This window comes from Xenorhabdus cabanillasii, assembly GCF_003386665.1.
GTDB lineage: Bacteria > Pseudomonadota > Gammaproteobacteria > Enterobacterales > Enterobacteriaceae > Xenorhabdus > Xenorhabdus cabanillasii.
This window is the reverse complement of sequence record NZ_QTUB01000001.1, coordinates 493,666-516,461: the sequence shown is the minus strand read 5'-3', so window position 1 is coordinate 516,461 and position 22,796 is coordinate 493,666. Positions and strand designations below refer to the sequence as shown.

Here is a 22,796-nt window from a genome sequence, read left to right as displayed (position 1 = left end):
ATTCCAATATCCTAATAACTATTTTGTTACTAACTAATTTTATTAGCTAATAACTCGGTTTTATAATCCCCCGCAGGGAAACGGAAAGGCACTGGCCCATCAGCAATGCCATCAAGGAACTGTCGTACTCGTTGATCCTGATTCATTTTCAGTTGCTCCGGTGTACCTTCTGCAATGACCTTTTGTTCAGCCACAATGTAAGCATAATCAGCAATACTTAATACTTCAGGAACATCATGAGAAACCACAACACAGGTGACACCAAGAGCGTGATTAAGTTCATCGATCAACTTTACCAGAACCCCCATTGTAATCGGATCCTGACCAACAAACGGCTCATCAAACATGATTAAATCAGGATCCAGTGCAATCGCTCTCGCCAAAGCTGCCCGCCTTGCCATACCCCCGGACAACTCCGAAGGCATCAATTGAGCGGCACCACGTAATCCTACCGCTTCCAGTTTCATCATTACCGTAGTATAAATTAACTCTTCGGGCAGATCGGTATGCTCACGTAAAGCAAAAGCGACATTGTCAAAAACATTCAGATCCGTAAATAACGCACCTGACTGAAATAACATGCTCATTTTCTTACGGACGGCATAAAGGCGGGGGCGGGACAATGCTGGGATATTATCGCCATCAAACCAAATATCACCACAATCAGGACGGATTTGCCCACCAATCAAACGCAGCAAAGTCGTTTTCCCAATACCGGAAGGGCCCATGATGGCGGTTATTTTTCCTTTAGGGACGGTCAGGTTAATATCAGCAAAAATTGGGCGTTGACCACGGGTAAAATACATGCCGCTGATCTCAATAAGATTTTCTGTTTGTTGACTCATTATTGATAGCCCTTAATTGTTAATAAACTAATTGCTTACTGTTTCCAAATAATCAGTGATGCATACTACAAAAAAATTGCCAAATTTGCGTTAGCAAAGTGATAGCAAATTTTACTTTTTATCATTCGACCTTCAGAATATATAACTCTGACTAAATAAATATTTTTGTTTAAAAATCAACCAACACCATTGTGCTCAATGAAATCTTATCTAAGGAACACATCATGTTTCTGACTATTGTACTGCTGATTACCGGGTTGATTTTACTGGTGTATGGTTCTGATAGATTAGTATATGGTGCTGCGGTGTTTGCCCGTGCATTAAAAATACCACCTTTTATTATTGGCCTGGTGGTTATGGGAATCGGCACCTCTTTGCCAGAATTGATGGTATCTGTCACCGCAAGTCTGAATGGGTTACCAGACATGGCTGTGGGTAATGCAATCGGTTCTAATATTACAAATTTACTGTTGATTACCGGCGCCGTCGCACTTATTCGTCCAATAACAGTGCAATCAGAAATTCTGCGGCGAGAATTGCCCCTGATGTTGCTGATTATAGGATTTGCAGGTTACTTGTTGTCCAATAACTACCTGAGTCGTTTGGATGGTATTGTCCTGTTGTTTACCGCGTTATTTTTCATATCAATAATGATAAAAATGACAGCAAGCTCCCAATGTAATGATATCGACAACTACACACGGGAGCGGGACTCAGAACTGCCCATTGAAGGCAACAAAGGGATCGCGCTGCTTTGGGTTGTTTTAGGGTTAATTATCCTGCCGATATCTACCCGCATGGTAATTGATAATGCCACCGTGATTGCACATATTTATGGTATCAGTGATCTGGTTATTGGACTGACAATTTTGGCTGTGGGAACAAGCCTGCCTGAACTTGCTACTTCTATTGCTGCGGCCATTAAAGGTGAAAATGATATGGCAATAGGAAATATCATTGGTTCTAATGTCTTCAACATGACCATTGTATTAGGTATTTCCAGCATATTTTCACCCAGTGTTATTTCATCCTATGCCTTTTCCCGGGATTTCTGGATCATGATGGCAGCAAGTGTACTATTCACGATATTCTGTGTGAGAAGAAAACATCGGTTGAACCGATTGAACGGCGGGCTATTACTCAGCTGTTTTATCGCTTATTTTATCGTACTTTTTGTGATGTCTGGTGATTAATATCCGGTGATTAATGTACTGAATAATTACCGATTGAATGGGAAGAAGTGGGAGTAGAAATGCCTAAGATCGATTTTCAGCAAGCAGGTAAGAGAGTATTACATATCGAACTCGACGGATTGGCGAGACTGGAACAATACATCAATGATGATTTCAGCAAAGCCTGTGAGTTAATGTTTGGCTGCGAGGGCAAAGTCATTGTCATGGGGATGGGTAAATCCGGCCACATAGGAAGAAAAATGGCAGCAACATTTGCCAGCACCGGAACTCCGTCGTTCTTTGTCCACCCCGGAGAAGCCAGTCACGGTGATCTCGGCATGGTGACCCCAAAAGACATTGTTATAGCAATTTCCAATTCCGGTGAATCCAATGAGATCCTCGCCTTAATTCCGATACTTAAGCGGCAAAAAGTTCCACTCATCTGTATGACAAATAACTGTAACAGTAGTATGGGCAAAGCCTCTGATATCCATCTGTGCATCAAAACACCACAAGAAGCCTGCCCATTGGGATTGGCTCCCACAACCAGCACAACTGCAACGCTGGTCATGGGCGATGCCCTGGCCCTTGCACTACTAGAAGCCCGTGGTTTTACCGCAGAAGATTTCGCCCTTTCCCATCCCGGTGGTACACTTGGACGTAAACTTTTGCTACTGGCCGGTGACCTGATGACCACTGGTGATAATATTCCCCGAGTACCCCGCACAGCCACCCTGCGCGAAGCATTGATAGAAATCACACGGAAAAAACTGGGCATGACGGTCATCTGTAGTGATGATATGCAGATCGATGGTATCTTTACTGACGGGGATCTACGCCGCGTTTTCGATATGGGTATTGATTTAAACAACGCCAAAATTTCTGACGTTATGACCACGGGGGGGATCCGCATCAAACCGAATGCGTTAGCTGTTGATGCCCTGAATCTGATGCAATCACGTCATATTACCTCCCTGCTGGTTACAGAAGGCAATACCTTGCTTGGTGTATTACATATGCACGATCTACTGCAAGCAGGAGTTGTATAAAAACCCGTCATATAAATCTGGTAAAATAGTAATAAACAGGCCTGTAACCAAAGGCCTGTCACAATTTAATACTAGTTATAACGCAACGCCAGTGACAATTAATGTAGTAGAGAATTCCTGAATGAAGCAAAACGAATATCTGGATACCTGTTATGGCCCAGTTAATAAAGAAATTATCGAGAAAGCCAAAAAGATCCGTCTATTGATCTGCGATGTTGATGGTGTGATGTCGGATGGCCTGATATATATGGGCAACGAAGGTGAAGAGCTGAAAGCCTTTAATGTTCGTGATGGTTACGGTATCCGTTGTTTAATTACCTCCGGTATCGAAGTTGCAATTATAACTGGCCGCCAAGCCAAATTGCTGGAAAATCGCGCAAAAACTCTTGGTATTACATATCTTTACCAAGGTCAGAACGATAAGATTTTGGCGTATCAGGAACTGTTGGATAAACTAACGCTACAACCTGAACAGGTTGCCTATATCGGCGATGATCTGATTGATTGGCCTGTAATGGCTCAGGTCGGGTTATCGGCTGCGGTGGCCGATGCTCATCCATTATTGCTGCCGAAGGCGGATTATGTGACTCAGATTGCTGGTGGTCGTGGAGCAGTCAGAGAACTTTGTGATTTGGTGCTTTTCGCTCAGAATAAGCTTGAAGATGCCAAAGGGTTATCAATATAAAATATGAACTGAAAACAGAATGAGCAGAACTCAATCCTGGCTGATCGCAATACTGACTTTGATTGTGCTTGCATTGATTGGCTGGAATTTATCCAATTCAAATCAAGACACCTTATCACCAATTTTAGATGATAGTTATCCTACTTATCAAACAGAGGAAGCCATCACATTTGTTTATGATCCAGGGGGTAAATTGGCTTATAAACTAGTGGCAGATGATGTTAAAAATTATACGGAAACAAAACTGACTTGGTTTACCAAGCCAGTATTGACTACTTTTGACGCTAATGGCTCATCCACATCCCCGAAACCAACATGGACAGTACGCGCCAATAAAGCAAAACTTACCCATGATGATATGCTCTACTTATATGGGGATGTCCAAGTGGACAGCCTAAATGACGCATCACAATTGCAAAAGATCACAACAGATAATGCAACAGTCAATCTCGTGACTCAGGACGTCGTATCTGACGATAAAGTCACTTTAGAGGGAGTCGGGCTGCAATCTGTTGGTATGAGAATGCGCGGCAATCTACGAGACAAAACAGCTGAATTGATTGAAAAGGTGAGCACTCGCTATGAGATTCCACATGAAGAACCTAATCCGTAATATCCTGATTACCAGTACACTGGTTGCAGTTAGCCAGCCTGCGCTGGCATTGAAAGATGATACAAAAAAACCCATTACCATTGATTCAGCCAGACAATCTTTGGATGTAACGAGGAACGTTACCACATTTACGGATCACGTTATCGTAAAACAAGGTTCTATCGATATTCGGGCTGATAAGGTCGTAGTTACGCGCCCTGACGGTGATTCAAAAAAAAACCGTTATCGAAGCCTACGGCAATCCTGCAACGTTTTATCAATTACAGGATGATGGTAAACCCATCAAAGGCCATGCTTCGAAAATGCGCTATGAAATGAGTAGTGAGCTAGTCACACTGACAGGCAATGCTTATCTTGAACAGCTCGACAGTAACATCAAAGGCGATAAAATCACCTATTTAGTGCCAACACAGCAAATGGAAGCCTTTAGTGATAAAGGTAAACATGTCACCACCGTTCTGTTACCTTCTCAGTTACAGGAAAAAGGCCCTGGTGTTAACAACACCGATGTTCATAAAAACTGATGTTTATAAAAACTGGTGTTCATAAAAAAGAGTATTAACGACGTATGGCAATATTAAACGCGGACAATCTGGCAAAAGCTTATAAGGGACGTAAGGTCGTTGAGGATGTCAGCCTGAAAGTAAAATCAGGTGAAATCGTAGGCCTGCTTGGGCCAAACGGTGCAGGTAAAACCACGACTTTCTATATGGTCGTCGGCATTGTGCCACGTGATGCAGGTACTATCACTATAGACCATGAAGATATCAGCCTGCTACCTCTGCATGAACGTGCCCGCCGGGGCATTGGTTACTTGCCACAGGAAGCCTCAATCTTCCGTCGGCTGAGCGTGTACGATAATTTAATGTCGGTTCTTGAGATCCGTAAAGATATCAATCAGGAACAGCGCAAAGCGCGCGCCGAAGAATTAATGGAAGAGTTTCATATTTCTCATTTGCGTAATAGCCTTGGCCAATCATTGTCCGGTGGTGAACGCCGCCGTGTGGAAATCGCCCGCGCACTGGCCGCTAATCCTAAATTTATTCTGTTGGATGAACCTTTTGCGGGTGTTGACCCTATTTCTGTTCTTGATATTAAAAAGATCATTCAACACCTACGGGATTGTGGTCTGGGCGTTCTGATTACTGACCATAACGTCCGTGAAACACTGGATGTTTGTGAACGCGCTTACATTGTCAGTCAGGGGCATTTGATTGCCCACGGTACACCAGAAGATATCCTCAGTAATGAGCAAGTTAAGCGCGTTTATTTGGGTGAGGGCTTCCGGCTTTAAGGCACATTGTCAGGCAAAATTCAGGGGCATTCAGTTCAGGAGCATTAAGTATCAGTTCAGGAGGAAGTGAGAACGTTATGAAGCAAAGTTTGCAACTCAAGCTCAGTCAGCAATTGACGATGACGCCGCAACTTCAGCAAGCTATCCGTTTGTTGCAACTTTCTACGCTTGAACTTCAACAGGAGATCCAACTAGCTTTGGAAGCCAATCCTATGCTTGAGCAAGAAGACCTGCATCAAGAAATTGATACTCAGGGCTATTCTGATGCGGAAACAGCCCCTGATGCAGAAACATATCCTGATACCGAAACAAAAGTCATGGATACTCTTGAAGCCCTTGAACAACGGCATATGCCTGAAGAGCTTCCCCTTGATACCAGTTGGGATGAAATTTACACCGCGGGTACATCCCTGGGAGCAAAAAATGACTACAGCGCGGATGATTTTCCCGTCTATCAAGGTGAAACAACCCAGACATTACAAGATTATTTAATGTGGCAGGCTGCATTGACTCCCTTTACTGAAACAGATTCAGCCATCGCCACATCGATCATTGATGCCATTGACGAAACAGGCTACCTGACAGTCCCTGTCGAGGAAATCCTTACCAGCATTGGTGATGATGAACTGACGTTAGAAGAAATCGAAGCCGTACTCAAGCGTGTACAACACTTTGATCCCACTGGTGTTGCGGCACGTAATTTACGTGAGTGCCTGTTGATCCAGCTTGCAATGCTGCCAGCAGAAACACCTTACCTGAACGAAGCAAAATTGGTTACCAGCAAGTACCTTGAACTATTGGGCAACCGAGACTTTCGAAATTTGTTGCGACAGAGCAAATTAAAAGAAAGTGCATTAAAAAAAGCAATTGATATCATTCAGTCACTGGAGCCGAAGCCCGGATTAATGGTGAATACCGGAGAATCCGAATACGTTATTCCCGATGTATTAGTCCAGAAAGAGAATGAACGCTGGCAGGTCAGGCTGAATACCGATAACATCCCTCGTCTGCGCATTAATCAGCATTATGCCGCACTAGGGCAACAATCTCATAATGAGAGTGACAGCCTGTTTATCCGTAATAACCTGCAAGAAGCCAAATGGTTGATAAAAAGTCTCGAAAGTCGCAATGAAACGTTATTGAAAGTCAGTAACTGCATTGTGGAGCGACAGCAAGATTTCTTTGAATATGGTGCGGAATACATGAAACCACTGGTACTGGCTGATATCGCCTATCAGGTTGACATGCATGAATCCACTATTTCCCGTGTGACAACCCAGAAGTATCTGCATAGTCCACGCGGGATTTTTGAATTGAAATATTTTTTCTCCAGTCACGTTAATACTGATAGCGGAGGTGAAGCCTCTTCTACGGCGATACGGGCACTGGTGAAAAAATTGGTCGCGGCAGAAAACCCGGCCAAGCCACTAAGTGACAGTAAATTGACAAACTTACTTGCCGGGCAAGGCATTCAGGTAGCACGTCGAACTGTCGCAAAATATAGAGAGTCGTTATCCATCCCGCCTTCAAACCAACGTAAAAAATTGGTTTGAACAACACAGAGAAGGAAAACACTATGCAACTCAATGTTACAGGCCACAATCTTGAAATCACTGATGCACTACGCAACGTTGTGAACACAAAATGCGGCAAATTGGATCAATATTTCGATAAGATTAACCTTATTCAGGTCATCCTCCGAGTGGAAAAGGTGCAGAAAATCGCTGAAGCCACGGTGTATGTCAATGGAGGAGAGTTGCATGCGAGTTCAGAGCATGAAGATATGTATGCAGCAATTGATGCGCTGGCAGACAAACTGGCTCGTCAATTGACCAAACATAAAAGTAAATTGAGACAACATTAATAGTTTTCAGACAACGGGGCTGTCATAAGATTAGCACTGTTCTATCTATATCCAATGGACTTCCGGTTGCATCAAAGCAGGCAATAAATGAACGCAGCTAACGAAAGAAACAACCAGAAGGCTCAATGGCATAAGCATAAATAGTGCTCTGATACCAGATGTCTAAACTCAGGCATCTGGTATTACAAGCCCTAAGTGAATAAAGAAATGAACAACGAAACAGATTTACCACTAAGTTCAGTGCTTTCATCCGAATGTACGCGTAACAACGTACCTTGTTCGAGTAAAAAGCGCGCCTTAGAGATTATCAGCGAGCTGGCATCAAAACAGCTTAATTTACCAGAATATGCTGTATTTGAAGCCATTCTTTCCCGTGAAAAAGTGGGGACAACAGGTATTGGCAATGGGATTGCTATTCCTCACGGCAAGCTGGAAACAGAATGCTCAAATAATGCCGTTGGTGTATTTTTGCATCTGGAACAACCGATTACCTTTGATGCTATTGATAATCAACCTGTTGACTTGCTATTTGCTTTATTGGTTCCATCTAACCAGTGTCAGATCCATTTGCATTCACTCTCATTGATTGCAAAACGACTGTCAGATAAAAATCTCTGTCGTCGTCTGCGTTCAGCGCAAAGTGATGAAGAACTATACAAAATCTTACTGAATAAATAACGATTACAATTGCGGTTACAATTGATTGTTGAAAAGCAATAAAAACAGCAGCGGTTCTAACGAACCGCTGAGACATTAAGGGGAGTCATCTCATGGTGCTGATGATAGTCAGCGGTCGTTCTGGTTCTGGTAAATCCGTAGCCCTGCGTGCACTGGAAGATATGGGGTTCTACTGTGTAGATAACCTGCCGGTAGTGTTACTTCCGGAGCTGGCTAATACATTAGCTGAGCGTGATATTTCAGCAGCAGTCAGTATCGATGTGCGAAATATGCCGGAATCACCCGAAATTTTCGAAGAAGCACTGACAAAATTACCGGACAGCTTTTCACCGCAGCTTCTGTTTCTTGATGCAGATCGTAACACATTGATCCGTCGTTACAGTGACACCCGGCGTCTGCATCCACTCTCAAGCAAAAATCTGTCACTGGAAAGCGCCATCGACAAAGAGAGCGATCTACTGGAGCCACTGCGTTCACGGGCGGATCTGATCATTGATACATCTGAGATGTCAGTCCATGAACTGGCTGAAATGCTCAGAACGCGTTTATTGGGTAAACGTGAACGTGAACTGACAATGGTATTTGAATCTTTCGGCTTCAAACATGGCATTCCGATTGATGCAGATTACGTTTTCGACGTACGCTTCCTGCCAAACCCGCACTGGGATCCAAAACTGCGCCCGATGACAGGGTTGGATCGCCCTGTTGCCGCATTTTTGGATCGCCATACAGAAGTGCATAACTTCATTTACCAGACCCGCAGTTATCTTGAACTCTGGCTGCCGATGCTGGAAACCAATAACCGCAGCTACCTGACAGTTGCTATCGGCTGTACCGGCGGTAAACACCGTTCAGTTTATGTGGCAGAACAGTTAGCTGATTACTTCCGCTCCCGTGGTAAAAATGTGCAATCACGGCATCGCACACTGGAAAAACGTAAGTAACTGAACTTAACGCAACCAATCAAAATAAAGCAGGCCATGGCAGTTAAACAAAGACTTGAGATCAAAAACCGACTCGGTATGCATGCCCGGCCTGCTATGAAACTGCATGATCTTGTGCAGCAGTTTCGATCTCAGGTCATTCTGCGCAACAGCAGTAATATTCAGGCGGAGGCTCATAGTGTTATCGCTATGCTGATGCTGGACTCCGAACAGGGTAGTTACATTGAAGTTGAAGCAACCGGACCGGATGAACAACAGGCTCTGGCGGCTATTGTTGAGCTATTTAATTCTGGCTTTGACGAAGAATAAGATAGAAAGTAACGCTCACATATTCTGCTAAACTAGTTCCCTTTTTACTGGAACGGTAACAAACACAGTATCTAAAACCAATAAAAAATGTAATCCAATATAGTGTCTGGCTAAATCTTATTTCATTAACAACACAAAACAGTTCGTGATCATGATCTCTTTATTTTCACGTCAGAACAGCCTAATATCACTTTAATCACATTTGAAAATAACACCCCCCTCCTTGCGTTGCGGGGTGTTATTTTGTATTGAGCTTAATTTGGAGCGTGGTATGACAAAACCTAAAATTATTATCAATGAATTAGATGCAGAACGTTTAGATTCTCTGTTGGAACAACCTGCGTTTGCCAATAGCAGTATCGCGGATGCATTAAATGAAGAGCTGGATAGAGCTGAAATTGTGCCGCCAGTAGAAATACCCGCAGATGTTGTCACAATGAACAGTGAAATTAAATTTATTGATTTCAGTAATAATGAAGAACGGACCCGCACACTCGTTTACCCGTCTTCTCTGCAAGACAGTACAAAACAACTGTCCGTGATGGCACCTTTAGGCGCGGCACTTTTAGGGCTACGGGTAAATGATGAAATAACCTGGGAATTGCCTAATGGTGAAAAAACCCGGATAAAAGTATTAGAAATACTTTATCAACCGGAAGCAGCAGGTGAATATCACCGTTAACTCGCAGCCAGCTCAGTAGAACCAAACTGGCTGTTGTTGATTGAGTATCCCTATTGACCGGCGATACTCATTTCCGACAACAATACTGATCCACACTGAATGTTACTACGTGTTTCAATATCATTACCTATTGTCACCATATTTGCCCACATATCTTTCAGGTTACCTGCGATAGTGATCTCACTGACTGGATATTGTATTTCGCCATTTTCGACCCAAAAACCGGCCGCACCGCGAGAATAATCCCCAGTCACAGCACTAACGCCCTGTCCCATCAGTTCCGTCACTACCAGGCCGGTTCCCATTTCCCGCAGCAAGCCTGCAAAATCCAGCCCTTGCCCCGCGATACGCCAGTTATGAATACCACCTGCATGGCCTGTACTCGCCAGATCCAGTTTACGGGCAGAATATGATGTCAACAGCCATGACTGTAAAACACCATCTTTAATAATTTCACGCGGCAGTGTGCGCACACCTTCGCTATCAAAAGGCGTAGAAGCCAACCCTCTCAGCAAATGTGGTTGTTCTTCAATGGTCAACCATGAAGGCAGGATCTGCTTACCCAGACTGTCCAGCAAGAAAGATGATTTACGGTAGATGCTGCTGCCGCTGATCGCTCCAACTAAATGACCAAACAGGCCGGTAGCAACTTCGGCAGAGAAAATCACAGGCGCTTTCATTGTCGAGAGTTTACGCGCACCTAAACGAGACAATGTACGATGAGCACTTTCCTGCCCAACCCACTCTGGCGATTGCAACTCATCAAAACGACGGCTCACAGTATAAGCATAATCACGCTCCATATTGCCATCCTGCTCTGCAATCACGCAGCTCGACATGGAATAGCGGCTTGAACAATAGCTCTGTAGCATACCGTGACTATTACCAAAGACCCGAATGCCATAATGACCGTTAAAACTACCCCCTTCGGTATTGGTAATACGCTGATCTGCCTGTAATGCAGCCTGTTCAGCACGGGCAGCCAACTCAATCGCCTTATCAGCATCCAAATCCGCGGGATGGAACAAATCCAGCTCCGGTGCCTCAAACGCCAGTAATTCCTTGTCTGCGGGGCCAGCACAGGGATCAGGTGAAGTGTAACGAGCGATATCAATGGCGGCCTGTACAGTACGTGCAATAGCTTCCGGGCTTAAATCGGTAGAAGAGGCACTGCCTTTGCGCTGCTGGTGATAAACGGTGATCCCCAATGCACCATCGCTGTTAAACTCAACATTTTCGACTTCACTGAAACGGGTACTGACACTAATCCCCGTCGTTTTATTGACTGCGACTTCCGCAGCATCACTGCCTGCTTTCGCTAATTCCAGAGCGTGAGAAACCGCATCTTCCAGTTGTTTGCGCTGCTCGGCGATTTGTTGATTGGTAACTATCATTAATTAACCACATGAATTAAAGAGAAGATTTATCAGGAAAAATGCGTGTTTCGGCTTTCAATATTAATGCCGAGTGGTAATCAGACAATTTTCCCAGTTACAATACACGATATTAAGATGTTAACACCCACCGGACGATAGGTCATGTTCCAAAGTGTACCTTATCCGGCCTTTTTAGAAGGAAAACGATTATGGCAAAGCAGCCTGAAGATTGGCTCGACAATTATCCTGCTGAAGAGGAAGAAGAAGAGATAATCTGGGTCAGTAAAAGTGAAATCAAGCGGGATGCTGAGATACTGAAAAAACTAGGTGCAGAGCTGGTTGAATTGAGCAAGAGCGAACTGGAACGCATTCCGTTGGATGAAGATCTGCTGGCCGCTATTGAATTGGCACAGAAAATCAAGCGTGAAGGTCTCCGTCGTCAATTACAACTGATTGGCAAATTGTTGCGGGCCCGTGATCCTGAGCCAATTACCACTGCACTGGATAAACTGAAAAACCGTCATAACCAACAGGTTATTATGCTACATAAGCTGGAAGAGTTGCGGGACAAATTACTTGAAAGTGACAGTGCACTTGAAGAAATCGTGTCACTGTATCCGCACACAGACCGCCAGCAACTGCGGACTCTGGTTCGTAACGCTAAAAAAGAGAAAGCAGCTAACAAACCACCGAAATCTTACCGCCAGATATTCCAGTATCTTAAAGAGCTATCAGAATCGGCTTAGTATCCTCTCCACCGCCATTTCGTTGAGAACTGGCGGTAATTTCCCTCTCTCTTTTTTTTTCGTTATCACATTAGAATGGCTTAAGTTAACACTTTAATCTTAATGTTGCAGCATTGTAACAAAAAATGAGATAACCTTAACTGCCTTTTTATCCTGTTCTCTATCTTATTAGAATTTACACAAAGGATATCTCAAATGCCGTTAGTTGTTATTCCTGATGATTATCAACATGCTACAAAACACTTTCAAACTTTATCCCAGAACAGTGATTTTGAGGTAATCCACCTTGACGCCATTGACCGTGACCCTAAAGCAGAAGAGTTATTATCCAAGGCTGACGCACTAATATTGATCCGTGAAAGAACACTCATTGATGAGAAATTCTTGTCTAAAACACCCAACTTAAAACTGATCAGTCAAACAGGAAAAGTTGCTTACAATATCGATCTGGCACTGTGCAAACAGCGGGGCATTGCTGTCGTAGAAGGTACAGGCTCTCCCATTGCAGCCGCAGAATTAACCTGGCTGTTGATCCAAAGTTCCATTCGCAGGTTTGTTTCTTCAGTAGAAGCGATGAAAAAAGGCTATTGGCAAACTGAACTGGGGGATACCGTTGCCGGCAAAACGCTTGGGATACTGGGCTATGGGAAAATAGGTCAGTTAGTTGCAAAATATGCGCGTGCATTTGATATGAAAGTTCAGGTATGGGGCTCGGCACGCGCACAAGAACAAGCACGCCAACATGGTCTGATTGTTCCACATTCCCGCGAAGAGTTTTTTAAAACATCTGATGTCATTACTCTGCATCAACGCCTAGTAAAAGAAACTACCGGCAATGTCACATTCTCCGACCTCACTCATATGAAAAATAGTGCTGTCCTGATCAATACCGCGCGAGCCGGGTTGATAGAGGCAGATGCACTTGAGAAAGCCCTCGATCTGGGTACTCCGGGTTTTGCAGCACTGGATGTTTTTGATATTGAACCCATTTGGGATATCAATCACTCTTTATTAAAACGAGATAACGTCCTGTGCAGCCCGCATATCGGTTATGTCACTAAAAGCTGTTATGACATTTATTTCGACAGTGCATTTAAGAACGTTGAGAAATATTTTTCCGGCGATGATAGCCATGTTATTAATAAATAATCAGTAATCCAGGCAACCTGATTTTCGGTCAGTTTGAAGCTGATAAAATTTTACACGGAAATTTAAAAACACCTCCGCGTTTCGACAAATACGGAGGTGTTGTCATAGGTCAGAGAAGAGCTTAATTTTTCACATTAAAAAGTAATTTCCCTTCCAGCTCTTCTTCAGCCTCTTGAAACAAGAGTACCAGTGCAGCAAAGCGCGGTCGTTTCTGCACATCCAGGCGGATAAAACTAATGTCAACTGGCAACCCAATTTCACTCGTTACTACATCCCATAGAGCATCCAGGTTAGCACCAAAATGATCATCAAGATCGAAACACTCCTTGAACTGACTATAGAAGGTTTCTAAATCAGGGATATAGTCAAAATCGAATTCCACTTTTTTCATATCATTCTTCCAGCTTTGTGAAAGTCTTGTAGTGATCAAGTGTCAGATAGATAAGACCATCATTAGAATAGAGTAACCGGTTACTACCCCGGCGCCCACAATTATAATTCACGTCCGCTTCAAACCACTGACGATCCTTTTGATTTGGCAACTTATTTTCACGATTGGAAAACCGATCTCCACCAATTGCTTTTCCCGGTAATACTTCGCACAAGTTGCCCTTACGAGCGTCCCAGCCGAAACGACGAGCCTGTTTCTTTGTGATGTAATAGCCAGGTAACCTGCTATGCTGACGCACATAATCCGCGACCCGATGATGCTCAGTCAGAATATCAATCTGTTGAGACGGAACGTTTCCCGCTATCGCAATAGCTTGCTGAGTTTTATCAGAACCAGGTAATCCAACATCTTTGATAAAAATAATGGATATAACAACCAGAACCAGTAATACACCTGCCAGCACCCTTCTTTTCATACTAACCTCCACGCTTAATTGATCAGGCTATACCCAATAGATTTCAAGGTGCATCGCGGCAGCAAGGGCGTAGATCCCCAGAAGCATAGATAGCTATGTGACTGGGGTGAGCGAGCGCATCCAACAAAGCTGCAACTTGAAAGACGACAGAGATACTCAAAAAAACAGGTATATTCAAAAAATGTTAAGCTGTTCCGCCTACAGTCAGGTTATCCAGTTTTAATGTGGGCTGTCCAACTCCCACAGGGACACTCTGGCCTTCTTTACCACATACACCAACCCCCTTATCAAGGGCTAAGTCATTGCCAACCATTGAAATCTGCTGCATGGCCTCAATGCCTGAGCCAATCAATGTTGCGCCTTTTACTGGCCTGGTGATTTTGCCATTTTCAATCAAGTACGCTTCTGATGTTGAGAAAACAAACTTGCCAGAAGTGATATCCACTTGACCACCACCAAAGTTCGGTGCATACAGCCCATGATTAACACTGGCAATAATTTCTTCTGGTGTAGAACTTCCTGCCAGCATATACGTATTAGTCATGCGCGGCATCGGTAAGTGGGCATAAGATTCACGACGTCCGTTACCTGTCGGTGCGACTCCCATCAAACGCGCATTAAGTTTGTCCTGCATGTAGCCCTTCAATATACCATTCTCAATCAGAACATTGTATTGCCCCGGAACACCTTCATCATCAATAGACAATGAGCCACGGCGGCCTTCAATCGTGCCATCATCAACCACAGTACACAGTTCAGATGCTACTTTTTGCCCAATCTGACCAGAGAAAACAGATGTACCACGGCGGTTGAAGTCACCTTCTAAACCATGACCCACCGCTTCATGCAATAAAACACCCGGCCAACCGGCTCCCAATACAATCGGCATTGTTCCCGCCGGAGCAGCAACAGCAGAAAGATTCACCAACGCCATGCGAACAGCTTCACGGGCAAATTGTTCTGCCAATGTCTGTCCATCTGCGGTTTGCAGGAAGTATTCATAACCATATCGAGCACCACCACCACTGGAACCACGTTCACGTTTGCCATCGTCTTCAACTAATACGCTGACAGAAAGACGTACCAGTGGGCGAATGTCAGCAGCCAATGTTCCATCCGTCGCTGCAACCAATACTTGTTCATAAACACCGCTCAGGCTGGCATTCACTTCCTGCACTCTGTGATCTTCTGCACGTGCGATTTGATCAACATGATGTAACAGAGCAATTTTTTCTTCCCTGCTCATGTTTTGCAGTGGATCGACAGCCGGATACAAAACATTATATGTCACAGCACCTAGTGTATGTGCGGTGCCATTGCCTGTTTCCCTTACAATACTGCGTGCTGCCTTTGCACTCTGCTGCAAAGCATTCAGTGTGATCTGATCGGCATAGGCAAAACCGGTTTTTTCACCACTAATCGCCCGGACTCCCACTCCTTGATCTATATTATAAGAGCCATCTTTAATGATGCGATCTTCCAAAACCCATGTTTCGTGGTAGCAGGATTGAAAATAGAGGTCGGCATAATCCAGACGGCGTTCTGCTAATTGCCCCAAAACAGAAAATAAATCTTTATGACTCAGTTCATTGGCAGTCAGTAAATGTTCACTGACATAAGTTAAACTCATAGTGATTACTCTTTACCTTAATTTGTATTCTTTTTTATCAAAGAAGTCAGTTGTGGACGGAAGCGATTATGTTTCACCACTTTGATCTGCTCACGCATGTGGGTCAAACTGTCCCGTCGGATACTGAGCTGTAGTGCACTGACAGTCAGAGGATTCTTCTTGATGACTTCTCCCCAACCATTTACCGCCATTGAATGCCCCCATGTTCTGCGAGTACCGTGCACCCCGACTTGTGCGGGTGCCAATATGATACATTGGTTCTCAATTGCGCGGGCTCTTAAAAGTGGTTCCCAGTGTGCCTTACCCGTCAGTCTGGTAAAGGCAGCAGGTACAGAAATCAGCTCAGCGCCCTGCTCCCGTAGTGCCTGAAACAGCCCAGGGAAGCGCAGATCATAGCAAATGGTCATACCCAAACGACCAACTGGTGTATCAACAACGGTGATATGTTCCCCACGTTGGTAGATGGAAGATTCGTTATAAGAGCCATGTTCATCCTTGATATTGACATCAAACATGTGGATTTTGTCATAACGGGCACGAATCTCACCCTGATCATCAAACAATAAGCTACTGCTGGTTATGCGGCTCGGATCTTCCCGGCTGACCATCGGCATTGAACCAATCAACAACCAGAGACCATAACGTTGCGCAATTTCACTTACAGCTTGCTGTAATGGGCCTTTTCCCTGCTCTTCTGCATATTCGCGGTAAGTATCAGCATCAGCAAACAGTAATGCATTCTCTGGCGTCAGAACCAATTTTACCGTTTTGGGTAACTGCTTAATCTGCTGTTCAATTTGCGCTAAATTATGTTTGATATTCGTACCACTGCATAATTGTAAGAGTGCAACATTGGCGTTTTTCATGACCCTTTATTCTCCTTAAGCTGACGTAAAACTTCATCAATTTTAGGTTGCTCCAGACTACCCGTTAGCCGATAGCGAATGACCGATATCTTATTCCACAGCGGGCCTAACGCTTTTGTCGCTGCAAAAACAGCAGCGCCTACCACAGGATTGACCGCAAAAGCTGTCGCCACACCAACTGTTGCTGATATCTCCGGGGTGATCACCAGCTCCATATTAAGCTGATGGCGGATAAAGTTTATCTGGCCTTTTCCATGAATGTCCGCTTCCAGCCCATCAATGCGGAAATTATCGGTATACATGACACCGTTTTTTATCGCTGCATCGCCGCTCATAGAATCAAAGTTAAAATCATTACTGAATGTATCACTGAAATCCAACTGTAATTTACGTAACAATGCATCAAAACTAACTAACCTTAATAGTTGTCCTGCTCTGCCCCCGCCTAGTTTTGCTATTGCTCCTTTCCCCACTTTTCCTGTTAAAGCGCCATTGAGCGTTTTAACATCAGGGTTCCACGGTGTATCCTTCCAGTTCAGGTCAAAATCAAACTTAAACGAAGCGCCAGTAATTGGAACAATAAATCCGAGATAGGCTGCCATATCATCAAATTTTTTCCCGGATATCTGGCCCTTAGCCCAAGTATAATTTCCTGTATTACTTTCACTCCAACGCCCAGATAATGTCAATTTACCAGCACTGTTTTCTACCCGTCCATTAGTCAGACTCAAGGCGTCACCTTCTGGTGTTACCGTCCCTGAAATTTTTCCAATGTTTAATCCGGCAAGCCAACATTCATCACATTTAACGTTGAGTGTAGGCCAATGATTGAGAGCATATTTTGGCGTTTCTGTTTCTGCTGCGTTTGAAGCTAACGACTCATTATCGCTGGAAGAACTCTCCGAAAACATAGGGTTATAATAGAGATAATTGAGTGTTGCCTGCCATACTCCACCAGCATTAATCAACAAATCACCATTGATTTCTTCACCAATTGCATTGATATGCAGACCATCAGGTTGGTTAGTCGCACTGAGTATAAGATTATGCCAACTCTGTCCTCCGATATCCAAATAAGGCATTGATATTTCAAATAGCTCAGGCCATCTCAGCCTGTTATTTGCTGCTGATTCAGCTTTCAAGGGTTCAATCAGTGCCAGCCATTTTTCACCCTCAATCGCAGGTAAGTGTAATGCCAGCATTGGCTTTTCCGGTAAATCAGGTATGCCATTACCATCCGTATTCAGAGTGCCACGCTGTAAACGGACATAATTTTTCTCCAATAACCATTGGCTATTGAACGCATATCTTTTCCCCAATGAGCCGGTAACCCGAAGTTGGCTCGTATCCCCTGTAGCCTGAAGATTGATGTTATTCGATGCTCGTAAAGATTCTGTTTCCAGTCCAACCAGTGTACTGCTGATATGTGACAAATCAGCGTTGATTGCAATCTGATATTTCGCCCCATGTTGTAATGGCCTGCTTTGTGAAGGTTCGGTCTGTGAAGGGATCATAATGTTCGCTTTTCCCTGCCAGTCCAATCGTCCTGATAGCTGACGACGAATTTTAACCGGAAGTTTCGGTAATGTTGCAGCAGGCCAGCGAGCATCCAAATCCACATTGACCCGATAATATCCCGGTAAATCCTGAGTGGTAAATCGCAAAGAGAGGGGATTTCCAAGCCAATAAGCAGAAAGCGTATCACTTTGCAAAACCCCATTATCAAAGCGGAATTTACCACTAAGGTGCTTCATCTTGCTATCTAATGGCTTGATAAACAAGTCGGTATTTTTCAATACAACCTCTCCACTCGCATCGGTTGTACCATTTTCCAGAAGCACATCCAGATGAAGTTTTCCATCAACCTGACCGTTAAGTTGCAAATTATCCAGCGCGCTACCAACCGTTTCTGTCAATGGACTATGATGAAAATAATCGTGGATATCCTTTCCATCTCCAGATATTTCAGCATCAATCAATAACTTCTCTTTTTCGTAATCGGGGATAACAGCAGAGATCCGGGAGGCATTAACTTTTCCTAATTTCGCTTTCTCTGTTTGTATCTGCAAGCCGTTATTCTGGAAATTCAAATCGAGATCCAGGTCAAACAGGGCCGGCCAATCAGGCTGATACTGGAATGTCGCATGGCGCAGAGGAACCCATACCTGAAACTGACCATTATTATGCTTGAATGGGAAATCATGAGGGTTCCCCTGAAAGATCAAAGTAGCATTGTCTACCTTCCCTTTGATCAACGACGCTGTTAAATATTCTGTCAGCGATTCGCCCATCAATGGCTTGGGAAAATAACGCCATGCTTCACCCGCATCATCCAGACGAATTCCAGCCAGTATCCCTAGCATTGGTTGCTGATTCTGGGATTCTGTGTAATGAAAATTTCCGTTTATCCATAATGATCTGGCCTGCAAATCCAGCCCCTGACTCCATATCTTCAAGCCATCCCGACCATTTTTCCACATGATTTTTCCTTCACTGCTGGCAATATCAAATGGTGCCTGGAACATAGCCCGGTAATCAATGAGGCTGTTTTTCAGCTCAAATCTAAAGTTTCCCCACTGTTTATTTCCTTCTAATGCACCACTGAAGTGATTGACTGAAGGTAACTTTTTCCAACGAGACCAACTGACATCCTGCCATTTGATGGCAATCTCCGCGCTATCAGGTAATTCGGGGGTGATATCAAGGGCAAGACTGCTGACTAATCCTTTGGGTTGCCGGTATTGCCAGTCTTTAACAATATCGGGGATCACAAAAGAGATCATCGGCAACATCCCACTCAGGCGTTCAAGCTGAAGATTTTCAGCTCGAACCCGCCAATGATCTTTGTTCTGATATTTCCGCGCCTGCATAGCATACAATACCGCAATACGGCCTGCGGGCCATTGCTGACCATTCGTTTTCAGACTCGCCAAATTGGGGATATCAAACAGCCAGCCTTCTCCCTGACGGCGCATTTGCAGGAGTAAATCATGAACGGTAAGCTGATGTTTTTCATCACCCACATGCCAGTTGGCATGCCCCTGCTTAAGTTGCAGATGTCCGTTATCAATCCTCCCATTTTTCAGGGTAATCCAACTCGCCAGACTGAATCGGGCATCCTCCAGGCCGGTATTGTCTTTTAACCAACGGCTAAACCACAACCGCATATCAATATCATCAGCCTGCAAATAAATCGTGCCGCTATCTAAAACACTATTGATATCTTTCAGGTCAAATTTAACCTGCACAACACCTTCCTGTCCGTTAATCGAAGACAGATTAATATTGCCTTGTGCACGATGACGATTATCTTTATTCAGCCATGTCAGCTGCGGCAATATCAGCCGGATCTTTTCTCCCGATGGAGTCGGAAAGGTCAGGCTGCTGTCGTGCAAATCAAAATGATTAAACCGTTCAAGGAACAGGGAGGACAAGCCATCTGGCTTGGGAAACAGGCTTTCACCTTCCCCATCCAATAATGGTTTATCATAATCAACCTGAAGCTGGTAAAAGGAGAGATCGCGGAAATGCCAGCGCCGTTGTAGCAGTGAACGCCAGATATCCAGAGAAAGCGTCACTTTTTTGGCTTTAATATCCGTTTCCCCCGTTACAGCACGAAGATCACGGACTTCCAACTGGGGGCCGAATGGCTGCCAGTTTCCGCTGATATAGCCAATATCGACAGAAATGTCCGTCAATTCAGAAATCTTATGCGCCAATTGCTGACGATAATCATTAATATGTGGCAGGGAAAAACGTAACCCGCTGACAAGCAGAGCCACAATGATAATGACTATTGCGGCTGTCGCTAATAATATCCCGAGCAGTCGCCTCACTCATTTCTCCTTGGTTGTCAGCATATTTCTACCCAATAGATTTCACGCCACATTTCAGAATGACTGTAGCCAAACAGAGAGGCAACCTGAAAAATATGAAGTATCACTCAATCCCGTGTAATTACATCATAACAACGTCAAATTGTTCCTGACTGTAGAGTTGTTCTGCCTGCACTTTCACTGGCTTGCCTACAAAAATTTCTACCTCTGCTAAAGCATGAGAGTGTTCCCCCTTAAGGGCTTCACTCACGGCATGAGATGCGTAAACCAGAAAACGATCTGCATTAATGGCGCGGTGAACACGTACAATTTCCCGTAAAATTTCATAGCATACCGTTTCAACAGATTTCACGGTGCCACGTCCCTGACAAGTCGGACAGTTATCACACAAGATATGTTCAAGACTTTCTCGTGTGCGTTTTCGTGTCATTTCCACCAGCCCAAGCTGGGAAAAACCATTAATAGTCGTTTTCACACGATCTTTGCTTAATGCCTGCTCTAAAGAAGCCAATACTCTACGGCGATGTTCCCCATTACCCATATCGATAAAATCAATGATAATGATCCCGCCTAAATTACGCAGCCTTAACTGGCGGGCAATCGCCTGAGTCGCCTCAATATTAGTATTAAAGATAGTCTCTTCTAAGTTGCGATGCCCAACAAAAGCTCCGGTATTAATATCGATAGTCGTCATGGCTTCGGTTTGATCGATGATCAGATAGCCACCCGATTTTAATTCTACTTTGCGTTCCAGGGCGCGCTGAATTTCATTCTCTACACCGTACAGATCGAATATCGGCTGAGTTCCTTGATAATGCTCCAGTTTGGCATTCATTTCAGGAATGTATTCATCAATGAATTCTTGCAATTGCAGATAGGTCTGACGGGAATCAACCCGAATGCGATCAAGAGAGGCTCCTGCAAAATCACGCAGAATACGCTGCGCCAATGCAAGCTCACCATATACTTTCGTTTTAGTGATATTGCGTTTCTTACGCTCAATAACCTTACGCCACAGACGCTTCAAAAAAGCCGCATCCTGCCCAAGTTCTTCTTTTCTCACTCCTTCTGCGGCGGTGCGGATAATAAACCCGCCATGTTCATCGCAATAATCCATCACGATGGATTTCAGGCGTTCACGTTCTTCTTCACTTTCAATTCGCTGAGAAACACCAACATGAGAGGCACCCGGCATAAATACCAGATAACGTGATGGCAGGGTAATGTCCGTTGTCAAACGGGCACCTTTCGTGCCAAGGGGATCTTTCACTACCTGAACAAGCAGATCCTGCCCCTGACAAACCAACTCAGCAATATCCCTGACATTGAAGTTCTTCCGTTCCTCACCGGCTATACATTCTGTATGGGGCATAATGTCGGATGCATGCAAAAAAGCCGCTTTTTCCAACCCGATATCTACAAAAGCCGCCTGCATACCGGGCAGAACACGGCTGATACGACCTTTGTAAATATTGCCAACTATTCCCCGTTTAGCTTCCCGTTCAATATGAACTTCTTGCAAAATACCGCCATCTATATAAGCAACCCGCGTTTCGGATGGTGTTACATTGACTAATAACTCTGCTGTCATGAATGATCCTTCCCATCAGCTAACGCTAAAAATCGTTCGATTAATTCATACGTTTCCACCAATGGTAAGCCGACAACAGCATGGTAACTGCCATTAATCTTTCTGACAAAGCAACCGCCTTTACCCTGAATGCCATAAGCACCGGCTTTATCCATTGGTTCCCCAGTTGCAATATATTCCCGTATTTTGCGCTGGGATAAATGGCGAAACATCACATCTGTAATGACTAACTCACTTAAGGTATGCTGATTGTTCGATAAAGCAACAGCAGTCATGACTTGATGGCACTGCCCTGACAGTTCTTGCAGCATTTCAGCAGCGTGCTGCTCATTACGGGGTTTTTCCAGAATGCGATTATTCAGTACAACAATTGTATCCGCACCCAGAACTGGAAAATCCTCCGGTGCAATCTTCACTCCCGCTTGCGATTTTTCTCTGGCCAATCGATTAACATAGTGCTGCGGAGACTCCCCTTCTTGCCACTTCTCTTCGACCTGTGGTGTCAGGATCTGAAAATTAAAGTCCAACAATTCCACCAGCTCACGCCGTCGTGGTGAGCAGGAAGCCAAGTAAAGGGTTTTCATCGTGAGTCATCCTTTCT

General features: G+C 44.3%; 22 protein-coding genes and 1 pseudogene. 14 read left to right on the top strand and 9 right to left on the bottom strand.

Translation table 11 applies throughout. From position 1 onward, the window contains the following. Nucleotides 1-29 precede the first annotated feature (29 nt). Complete coding sequence (gene mlaF, locus BDD26_RS02565; RefSeq protein WP_115825460.1) at nt 30-845, bottom strand: phospholipid ABC transporter ATP-binding protein MlaF; 816 nt, start codon at nt 843-845, stop codon at nt 30-32. A gap of 224 nt (nt 846-1,069) precedes the next feature. Here mlaF and BDD26_RS02560 point away from each other — a divergent pair, with 224 nt between their 5' ends. From BDD26_RS02560 to rnk, 12 genes and pseudogenes are all read left to right on the top strand, one after another. Then, nucleotides 1,070-2,038, top strand: a complete 969-nt coding sequence (locus BDD26_RS02560; RefSeq protein ID WP_038259571.1) for a calcium/sodium antiporter — start codon at nt 1,070-1,072, stop codon at nt 2,036-2,038. A gap of 59 nt (nt 2,039-2,097) precedes the next feature. Continuing rightward, nucleotides 2,098-3,066 carry an arabinose-5-phosphate isomerase KdsD gene (kdsD, locus tag BDD26_RS02555; protein WP_115825459.1) on the top strand — a complete coding sequence of 323 codons (969 nt, stop codon included), beginning with the start codon at nt 2,098-2,100 and terminating at the stop codon, nt 3,064-3,066. A gap of 121 nt (nt 3,067-3,187) precedes the next feature. After that, nucleotides 3,188-3,751 carry a 3-deoxy-manno-octulosonate-8-phosphatase KdsC gene (gene kdsC / locus BDD26_RS02550; protein ID WP_038259569.1) on the top strand — a complete coding sequence of 188 codons (564 nt, stop codon included), beginning with the start codon at nt 3,188-3,190 and terminating at the stop codon, nt 3,749-3,751. 19 nt (nt 3,752-3,770) lie between these two features. Further along, nucleotides 3,771-4,364 (top strand): LPS export ABC transporter periplasmic protein LptC, encoded by a 594-nt coding sequence (lptC, locus tag BDD26_RS02545; protein WP_038259568.1) that lies wholly within the window; start codon nt 3,771-3,773, stop codon nt 4,362-4,364. Continuing rightward, nucleotides 4,345-4,888: pseudogene (gene lptA, locus BDD26_RS02540) on the top strand (lipopolysaccharide ABC transporter substrate-binding protein LptA). The gene lptC and the pseudogene lptA overlap by 20 nt, the downstream one beginning before the upstream one ends. A gap of 44 nt (nt 4,889-4,932) precedes the next feature. Beyond that, nucleotides 4,933-5,658 (top strand): LPS export ABC transporter ATP-binding protein, encoded by a 726-nt coding sequence (gene lptB, locus BDD26_RS02535; RefSeq protein ID WP_115825458.1) that lies wholly within the window; start codon nt 4,933-4,935, stop codon nt 5,656-5,658. Nucleotides 5,659-5,735: 77 nt separating this feature from the next. After that, complete coding sequence (gene rpoN, locus BDD26_RS02530; protein ID WP_115825457.1) at nt 5,736-7,211, top strand: RNA polymerase factor sigma-54; 1,476 nt, start codon at nt 5,736-5,738, stop codon at nt 7,209-7,211. A gap of 23 nt (nt 7,212-7,234) precedes the next feature. Further along, nucleotides 7,235-7,522 (top strand): ribosome hibernation promoting factor, encoded by a 288-nt coding sequence (gene hpf / locus BDD26_RS02525; RefSeq protein ID WP_038259564.1) that lies wholly within the window; start codon nt 7,235-7,237, stop codon nt 7,520-7,522. Nucleotides 7,523-7,729: 207 nt separating this feature from the next. Continuing rightward, nucleotides 7,730-8,200 carry a PTS IIA-like nitrogen regulatory protein PtsN gene (ptsN, locus tag BDD26_RS02520; RefSeq protein ID WP_038259563.1) on the top strand — a complete coding sequence of 157 codons (471 nt, stop codon included), beginning with the start codon at nt 7,730-7,732 and terminating at the stop codon, nt 8,198-8,200. Nucleotides 8,201-8,292: 92 nt separating this feature from the next. Next, nucleotides 8,293-9,144 carry an RNase adapter RapZ gene (gene rapZ, locus BDD26_RS02515; protein WP_038259562.1) on the top strand — a complete coding sequence of 284 codons (852 nt, stop codon included), beginning with the start codon at nt 8,293-8,295 and terminating at the stop codon, nt 9,142-9,144. 36 nt (nt 9,145-9,180) lie between these two features. Continuing rightward, nucleotides 9,181-9,453 (top strand): PTS phosphocarrier protein NPr, encoded by a 273-nt coding sequence (gene npr / locus BDD26_RS02510; RefSeq protein WP_115825456.1) that lies wholly within the window; start codon nt 9,181-9,183, stop codon nt 9,451-9,453. 271 nt (nt 9,454-9,724) lie between these two features. Beyond that, complete coding sequence (gene rnk, locus BDD26_RS02505) at nt 9,725-10,135, top strand: nucleoside diphosphate kinase regulator (RefSeq protein ID WP_038259560.1); 411 nt, start codon at nt 9,725-9,727, stop codon at nt 10,133-10,135. A gap of 50 nt (nt 10,136-10,185) precedes the next feature. On the opposite strand, the gene pmbA is transcribed toward rnk, so the two are convergent. After that, the gene (gene pmbA / locus BDD26_RS02500) at nt 10,186-11,529 is read right to left on the bottom strand and encodes a metalloprotease PmbA (protein WP_115825455.1); all 1,344 of its coding nucleotides are present in this window, start codon (nt 11,527-11,529) and stop codon (nt 10,186-10,188) included. A gap of 191 nt (nt 11,530-11,720) precedes the next feature. Between pmbA and yjgA the strand changes: the two genes are divergently transcribed. Both yjgA and BDD26_RS02490 read left to right on the top strand, forming a co-directional pair. Then, complete coding sequence (gene yjgA, locus BDD26_RS02495; protein WP_038259558.1) at nt 11,721-12,257, top strand: ribosome biogenesis factor YjgA; 537 nt, start codon at nt 11,721-11,723, stop codon at nt 12,255-12,257. Nucleotides 12,258-12,452: 195 nt separating this feature from the next. Continuing rightward, on the top strand, nt 12,453-13,406 hold the full coding sequence (locus BDD26_RS02490; RefSeq protein ID WP_115825454.1) for a D-2-hydroxyacid dehydrogenase family protein: 954 nt from the start codon (nt 12,453-12,455) through the stop codon (nt 13,404-13,406). Nucleotides 13,407-13,527: 121 nt separating this feature from the next. Here BDD26_RS02490 and BDD26_RS02485 read toward each other — a convergent pair whose 3' ends face one another. The 7 genes from BDD26_RS02485 to BDD26_RS02455 form a co-directional block, all read right to left on the bottom strand. Next, complete coding sequence (locus BDD26_RS02485; RefSeq protein ID WP_038259557.1) at nt 13,528-13,797, bottom strand: barstar family protein; 270 nt, start codon at nt 13,795-13,797, stop codon at nt 13,528-13,530. Between the two features lies 1 nt (nt 13,798). Beyond that, complete coding sequence (locus BDD26_RS02480) at nt 13,799-14,272, bottom strand: ribonuclease domain-containing protein (protein ID WP_038259556.1); 474 nt, start codon at nt 14,270-14,272, stop codon at nt 13,799-13,801. A 184-nt stretch (nt 14,273-14,456) separates the two neighbouring features. Next, complete coding sequence (gene tldD / locus BDD26_RS02475; RefSeq protein WP_115825453.1) at nt 14,457-15,902, bottom strand: metalloprotease TldD; 1,446 nt, start codon at nt 15,900-15,902, stop codon at nt 14,457-14,459. 17 nt (nt 15,903-15,919) lie between these two features. Beyond that, nucleotides 15,920-16,768, bottom strand: coding sequence for a deaminated glutathione amidase (gene nit1 / locus BDD26_RS02470; protein WP_038259554.1), 849 nt, complete (start codon nt 16,766-16,768; stop codon nt 15,920-15,922). Further along, nucleotides 16,765-20,604 (bottom strand): AsmA2 domain-containing protein YhdP, encoded by a 3,840-nt coding sequence (gene yhdP / locus BDD26_RS02465; protein WP_115825452.1) that lies wholly within the window; start codon nt 20,602-20,604, stop codon nt 16,765-16,767. Before yhdP ends, nit1 begins: the two co-directional genes overlap by 4 nt. 121 nt (nt 20,605-20,725) lie before the next feature. After that, complete coding sequence (rng, locus tag BDD26_RS02460; protein WP_038259552.1) at nt 20,726-22,195, bottom strand: ribonuclease G; 1,470 nt, start codon at nt 22,193-22,195, stop codon at nt 20,726-20,728. After that, nucleotides 22,192-22,779 carry a Maf family protein gene (locus BDD26_RS02455; protein WP_115825451.1) on the bottom strand — a complete coding sequence of 196 codons (588 nt, stop codon included), beginning with the start codon at nt 22,777-22,779 and terminating at the stop codon, nt 22,192-22,194. The genes rng and BDD26_RS02455 overlap by 4 nt, the downstream gene beginning before the upstream one ends. Between the last annotated feature and the right edge of the window lie 17 nt (nt 22,780-22,796).

Coding starts and splice junctions, on each gene's coding strand:
- BDD26_RS02490 (WP_115825454.1), top strand. CDS start 12,453: ATGCCGTTAGTTGTTATTCCTGATGATTATCAACATGCTACAAAACAC.
- lptB (WP_115825458.1), top strand. CDS start 4,933: ATGGCAATATTAAACGCGGACAATCTGGCAAAAGCTTATAAGGGACGT.
- kdsC (WP_038259569.1), top strand. CDS start 3,188: ATGAAGCAAAACGAATATCTGGATACCTGTTATGGCCCAGTTAATAAA.
- tldD (WP_115825453.1), bottom strand. CDS start 15,902: ATGAGTTTAACTTATGTCAGTGAACATTTACTGACTGCCAATGAACTG.
- rpoN (WP_115825457.1), top strand. CDS start 5,736: ATGAAGCAAAGTTTGCAACTCAAGCTCAGTCAGCAATTGACGATGACG.
- BDD26_RS02560 (WP_038259571.1), top strand. CDS start 1,070: ATGTTTCTGACTATTGTACTGCTGATTACCGGGTTGATTTTACTGGTG.
- lptC (WP_038259568.1), top strand. CDS start 3,771: ATGAGCAGAACTCAATCCTGGCTGATCGCAATACTGACTTTGATTGTG.
- rng (WP_038259552.1), bottom strand. CDS start 22,195: ATGACAGCAGAGTTATTAGTCAATGTAACACCATCCGAAACGCGGGTT.
- BDD26_RS02455 (WP_115825451.1), bottom strand. CDS start 22,779: ATGAAAACCCTTTACTTGGCTTCCTGCTCACCACGACGGCGTGAGCTG.
- pmbA (WP_115825455.1), bottom strand. CDS start 11,529: ATGATAGTTACCAATCAACAAATCGCCGAGCAGCGCAAACAACTGGAA.
- yjgA (WP_038259558.1), top strand. CDS start 11,721: ATGGCAAAGCAGCCTGAAGATTGGCTCGACAATTATCCTGCTGAAGAG.
- npr (WP_115825456.1), top strand. CDS start 9,181: ATGGCAGTTAAACAAAGACTTGAGATCAAAAACCGACTCGGTATGCAT.
- BDD26_RS02480 (WP_038259556.1), bottom strand. CDS start 14,272: ATGAAAAGAAGGGTGCTGGCAGGTGTATTACTGGTTCTGGTTGTTATA.
- kdsD (WP_115825459.1), top strand. CDS start 2,098: ATGCCTAAGATCGATTTTCAGCAAGCAGGTAAGAGAGTATTACATATC.
- rnk (WP_038259560.1), top strand. CDS start 9,725: ATGACAAAACCTAAAATTATTATCAATGAATTAGATGCAGAACGTTTA.
- mlaF (WP_115825460.1), bottom strand. CDS start 845: ATGAGTCAACAAACAGAAAATCTTATTGAGATCAGCGGCATGTATTTT.
- hpf (WP_038259564.1), top strand. CDS start 7,235: ATGCAACTCAATGTTACAGGCCACAATCTTGAAATCACTGATGCACTA.
- nit1 (WP_038259554.1), bottom strand. CDS start 16,768: ATGAAAAACGCCAATGTTGCACTCTTACAATTATGCAGTGGTACGAAT.
- rapZ (WP_038259562.1), top strand. CDS start 8,293: ATGGTGCTGATGATAGTCAGCGGTCGTTCTGGTTCTGGTAAATCCGTA.
- BDD26_RS02485 (WP_038259557.1), bottom strand. CDS start 13,797: ATGAAAAAAGTGGAATTCGATTTTGACTATATCCCTGATTTAGAAACC.
- ptsN (WP_038259563.1), top strand. CDS start 7,730: ATGAACAACGAAACAGATTTACCACTAAGTTCAGTGCTTTCATCCGAA.